The sequence below is a fragment of the Streptomyces sp. YS-3 genome (genome assembly GCF_045257485.1).
GTDB lineage: Bacteria > Actinomycetota > Actinomycetes > Streptomycetales > Streptomycetaceae > Streptomyces.
Genome location: NZ_JBJHPC010000519.1, coordinates 1 through 5113, shown reverse-complemented (window position 1 = coordinate 5113; position 5113 = coordinate 1). Strand labels below are relative to the sequence as shown.

Annotated in this window: 5 protein-coding genes; all 5 read left to right on the top strand. The window is 70.1% G+C overall.

Annotated features, from left to right (window positions below; all coding sequences use genetic code 11):
* Positions 1 to 40: 40 nt before the first annotated feature.
* The 5 genes from ACJA3G_RS29690 to ACJA3G_RS29670 all read left to right on the top strand — a co-directional run bounded on the left by ACJA3G_RS29690 (position 41) and on the right by ACJA3G_RS29670 (position 5001).
* Positions 41 to 1195, top strand: coding sequence for an ABC transporter ATP-binding protein (locus ACJA3G_RS29690; RefSeq protein WP_406556125.1), 1155 nt, complete (start codon positions 41 to 43; stop codon positions 1193 to 1195).
* On the top strand, positions 1192 to 2112 hold the full coding sequence (locus tag ACJA3G_RS29685; RefSeq protein ID WP_406556124.1) for an ABC transporter permease: 921 nt from the start codon (positions 1192 to 1194) through the stop codon (positions 2110 to 2112). Before ACJA3G_RS29690 ends, ACJA3G_RS29685 begins: the two co-directional genes overlap by 4 nt.
* The gene (locus ACJA3G_RS29680) at positions 2112 to 2906 is read left to right on the top strand and encodes an ABC transporter permease (protein WP_406556123.1); all 795 of its coding nucleotides are present in this window, start codon (positions 2112 to 2114) and stop codon (positions 2904 to 2906) included. The genes ACJA3G_RS29685 and ACJA3G_RS29680 overlap by 1 nt, the downstream gene beginning before the upstream one ends.
* A 38-nt stretch (positions 2907 to 2944) precedes the next feature.
* Positions 2945 to 4366: an NAD(P)/FAD-dependent oxidoreductase gene (locus ACJA3G_RS29675; protein WP_406556122.1), complete on the top strand. Its 1422-nt coding sequence runs from the start codon at positions 2945 to 2947 to the stop codon at positions 4364 to 4366.
* A gap of 176 nt (positions 4367 to 4542) precedes the next feature.
* Entirely contained in the window at positions 4543 to 5001 is a 459-nt protein-coding gene (locus ACJA3G_RS29670) for a hypothetical protein (protein WP_406556126.1), read from the top strand.
* Positions 5002 to 5113: the final 112 nt, after the last annotated feature.

The following is a 5113-nucleotide window of genomic DNA, read 5'->3' as shown; positions in this document are numbered from 1 at the left end:
CCCCTCCCCTCGTCCCTCACCACCCCTGGGATCGCAACCCATGACTGACGACAAGAACGACGGCGGCGATGTCCGCCTCACCGGGATCAGCAAGACGTACGGCTCCTTCACCGCCGTCCATCCGCTCGAACTGACCGTTCCGCAGGGCTCCTTCTTCGCCCTGCTCGGCGCCTCCGGGTGCGGCAAGACCACCACCCTGCGCATGATCGCCGGACTGGAGGAGCCCACCACCGGGACCGTCTTCCTCGGCGACAAGGACGTCACCGGTCTGCCGCCCTACAAGCGGCCGGTGAACACCGTCTTCCAGTCGTACGCGCTCTTCCCGCACCTCAACGTCTTCGAGAACGTGTCCTTCGGGCTGCGCCGCCGGGGCATCAAATCGGTGAAGAAGCAGGTCGACGACATGCTGGAGCTCGTCCAGCTCGGGGACTTCGCGGGGCGCAAGCCGCACCAGCTCTCCGGCGGCCAGCAGCAGCGCGTGGCGGTCGCCCGCGCGCTCATCAACCATCCGCAGGTCCTGCTCCTCGACGAGCCGCTCGGCGCCCTCGACCTGAAGCTGCGCCGCCAGATGCAGCTGGAGCTCAAGCGCATCCAGACCGAGGTCGGCATCACCTTCGTCCACGTCACCCACGACCAGGAGGAGGCCATGACCATGGCCGACACGGTCGCGGTGATGAACGGCGGCCGGGTCGAGCAGCTCGGCGCCCCCGCCGACCTCTACGAGAACCCGAGAACCACCTTCGTGGCGAACTTCCTCGGCACCTCCAACCTCATCGAGGCCGAGGTCGTCGAGGCGAGCGGCGAGGACCTCCTGGTGACGGCGGGCGGCGCCAAGCTGCGGCTGCCCGGCGGGCGCTGCCAGGCCCCCGCCACCGGCGGCGGCAAGATCCTCGTGGGCGTGCGCCCGGAGAAGATCTCCCTCGCCCACCGCGAGGACGAGGGCTCGATAGCGGCGGGCCGCAACCGGATCCCCGGCCGCATCGTCGACTCCTCCTTCATCGGCGTCTCCACCCAGTACGTCATCGACTCCCCGGCGGGCCGGGGGCTCGCGGTGTACGAGCAGAACGTCGAGAGGCGCGCGGGACTCCTTCCCGGCGCCGAGGTCGTCCTGCACTGGAACCCGGCGCACACCTTCGGCCTCGACGCCGCCCAGGCGATCGACGCGGGCGTGGAGAAGGTCGAGGACGCCGCGTGAGCGCCCTGACCGAGGCGCCCCCGGCCGCCGACCTCCCCGTACGCAAGGTGTCGGCGCGCAGGCGGCTGGTGCCCTACTGGCTGCTGCTGCCGGGCATCCTATGGCTGATCGTCTTCTTCGCGCTGCCGATGGTCTACCAGGCCTCCACCTCGGTGCAGACCGGCTCCCTGGAGAAGGGCTTCCAGGTCACCTGGCACTTCCAGACCTACTGGGACGCCTTCAAGGAGTACTACCCGCAGTTCGTGCGCTCGCTGCTGTACGCGGGCACGGCGACCGTGCTGTGTCTGCTGCTCGGGTATCCGCTGGCGTATCTCATCGCCTTCAAGGCGGGCCGCTGGCGCAATGTGATCCTGGTGCTGGTCATCGCCCCGTTCTTCACCAGCTTCCTGATCCGCACCCTCGCCTGGAAGACGATCCTCGCGGACGGCGGGCCGGTGGTGCACGCGCTCAACTCGCTGCACGTGCTCGACGTGACGAGCCGGCTGGGCTTCACCGAGGGCGACCGGGTGCTGGCCACGCCGATGGCGGTGGTCTGCGGCCTCACGTACAACTTCCTGCCGTTCATGATCCTGCCGTTGTACACGTCCCTGGAGCGGATCGACTCCCGGCTGCACGAGGCCGCCGGCGATCTGTACGCGACCCCCGCGACCACCTTCCGCAAGGTGACCTTCCCGCTCTCCATGCCGGGTGTCGTCTCGGGCACGCTGCTCACCTTCATCCCGGCGAGCGGTGACTACGTCAACGCCGAACTGCTGGGCTCCACCGACCAGAAAATGGTCGGCAACGTCATCCAGTCACAGTTCCTGCGGGTCCTGGACTATCCGACGGCCGCCGCCCTCTCCTTCATCCTGATGGCGATCGTGCTGGTCATGGTCTCCGTCTACATCCGCCGAGCCGGGACGGAGGACCTGGTCTGATGCGCTGGCTCCGACGCAATGTGATCGTCATCGCGGGGCTCGCCACCCTCGCGTACCTGATCCTGCCGAACGTCGTCGTGATGGTGTTCTCGTTCAACAAGCCGAACGGGCGCTTCAACTACTCCTGGCAGCGGTTCTCCACCGACGCCTGGCGGGACCCGTGCGGGGTCGCCGACATGTGCGGCTCACTCTCGCTCTCGCTCCAGATCGCCACCTGGGCCACCGTCGGCGCGACCGTGCTCGGCACGATGATCGCCTTCGCGCTGGTGCGCTACCGGTTCCGGGCGCGCGGCGCGATCAACTCGCTGATCTTCCTGCCGATGGCGATGCCCGAGGTCGTCATGGCCGCTTCTCTGCTCACGCTCTTCCTCAACCTGGGCGCGCAGCTCGGCTTCTGGACCATCCTCATCGCCCACATCATGTTCTGCCTGAGCTTCGTGGTCACGGCGGTCAAGGCGCGGGTGATGTCGATGGACCCGCGCCTTGAGGAGGCGGCGCGCGATCTGTACGCGGGGCCGGTCCAGACGTTCGTGCGGGTCACCCTGCCGATCGCGGCCCCCGGAATCGTCGCCGGCGCGCTGCTCGCCTTCGCGCTCTCCTTCGACGACTTCATCATCACCAACTTCAACGCGGGCTCCACCGTGACGTTCCCCATGTTCGTCTGGGGATCGGCGCAGCGGGGCACGCCCGTTCAGATCAATGTCATCGGTACGGCGATGTTCGTCATCGCCGTCGTGGTGGTCGTCACCGGCCAGCTCGTGGCGAACCGGCGCGGCAACCGTGCGCAAGCCTAGGCAGTAACCGACCGAACCCTTCGAGGGAGTTGGAAGTCATGGCCGTCACCCGAGCCATGCGCAGTGCGGCAGCCCTTTCCCTGACGGACGCCCAGCCCGTCCCCTTCTGGCTGGAGGACCCGGGCAGGCCCGGGGCACTCCCCGCCCTCGCGGGCGACGAGCGGTGCGATCTGCTCGTCGTCGGCGGCGGCTACAGCGGACTGTGGACCGCGCTCCTGGCCAAGGAGCGCGACCCGGACCGCGAGGTGGTGCTCATCGAGGGCAAGGAGACCGGCTGGGCGGCCTCGGGCCGCAACGGCGGCTTCTGCGCCGCCTCCCTCACCCACGGCCTGGGCAACGGACTGGCCCGCTGGCCGGACGAGCTGCCCCGGCTGGAGAAGCTGGGCGCGGCCAACCTCGACGCCATCGAGGCGGCCGTCGCCCGCTACTCCCTGGACTGCGACTTCGAGCGCACCGGCGAGATCGACGTGGCCACCGAGCCGCACCAGCTCGACGAGCTGCACGAGATGCACGAGGCGGCCCTCGGGCTCGGCATCGAGGGACTCGACCTGCTCGACCAGGACGCGATGCGGGCCGAGGTCCACTCGCCGACCTTCCTCGGCGGCCTGTGGGACCGGCGCGGGGTGGCGATGCTGCACCCCGCCAAGCTCGCCTGGGGCCTCAATCGGGCCTGTCTGGATCTGGGCGTACGTATCTACGAGCACACCCCCGGCCTCGATCTGGTGGCGGCCGGACCGGGCATGGCGGTGCGCACCCCGTACGGGCGGATCCGCGCCCGCCGGGTCGCGCTCGGCACCAATGTGTTCCCGTCCCTGGTCAAGCGGGTGCGCGCGTACACCGTGCCGGTCTACGACTACGCGCTGATGACCGAGCCGCTCAGCGCGGAGCAGCTGGCCTCGGTGGGGTGGCGGAACCGCCAGGGGCTCGGCGACTCGGCCAACCAGTTCCACTACTTCCGGATCACCGCCGACCAGCGCATCCTGTGGGGCGGCTACGACGCGATCTACAAGTACGGCGGGAAGGTGCGGGCGGAGTACGACGACCGGCCCGCCACCTACCTCAAGCTGGCCGAGCACTTCTTCCGCTGCTTCCCGCAGCTGGAGGGGCTGCGTTTCAGCCATGCCTGGGGCGGGGCGATCGACACCTGTTCGCGCTTCTCGGCGTTCTTCGGGACGGCGCACGGCGGGAAGGTGGCGTACGCCGCCGGGTACACCGGCCTCGGCGTGGGCGCGACCCGCTTCGGCGCGGAGGTGATGCTCGACCTGCTGGCGGGGGAGCGCACCGAGCGCACGGAGCTGGAGATGGTCCGCAAGAAGCCGCTCCCGTTCCCGCCGGAGCCGGTGGCCTGGGCGGGCATCGGCATCACCAAGTGGGCCCTGGCCCGCGCGGACGCCAACGGCGGTCGCAGAAACCTGTGGCTGAAGGCGATGGACCGGGCGGGGCTGGGCTTCGACAGCTGAGCACCGCGTACGCCGCCGGATCGTTTCGCTTCCCCGCGCGCGGGGGGCGCACAACCCGTGATCATGGAGCGCCCCGGTTCACTACCGCCAGGTAGCGAAACCCGCGTCATAGCCGGACCCCACCCCGCTCTCTCCCCGTGACCGCAACTTCGCGCTCACGGAAGGAAGACCGGGTGATGAATGGCTCCGGGCCCAGGACAGCGGTGGAATGGCTGGCGTCGGTGGCGCCGGATCCCGGCGCCTGCCGGTGGGAGTGGGAGCGCAACCCCCTGGGGGTCGCCCTCCTCCCCGCCGGCAGGCGCTGGGACGTACTGATCCTGCCGGGCGAGCTGGGGCACGCCGCCCTGGAGGTCCTGCTCCGGCTCGTCGACCGGCCCGGGCCCGTCCTCGCCGGCTCCGGCGACGCGCGCCTGGGGTTCTTCGTCCCGCCCGGCACCGCCGCGCGCTGGCTCGGCACGGGGGTGCGCGGGGCCGGGCAGGGGACGTGGATCGTGGTGCCCTACCCCGGCCGGGTCGGCGGCGGGGTGCGCTGGCTGGTGCCGCCCGACGGCTCGGGCATCCTCACCGATCCCGCGCTGCTGGAACTCGCGATGCACGAGGCGGCGGCGTACCTCGCACGGGACGGGCGGGACTGAACGGGTGCTCCGCAGAAGCGGCGGGCTCCTGCCGGAGGTCTTGACAAGCCTATTGGTCTGGACCAGATTGTGGCGGGCTCGGCCTCATCCCCCGCCATCCCCGGATCCGCTC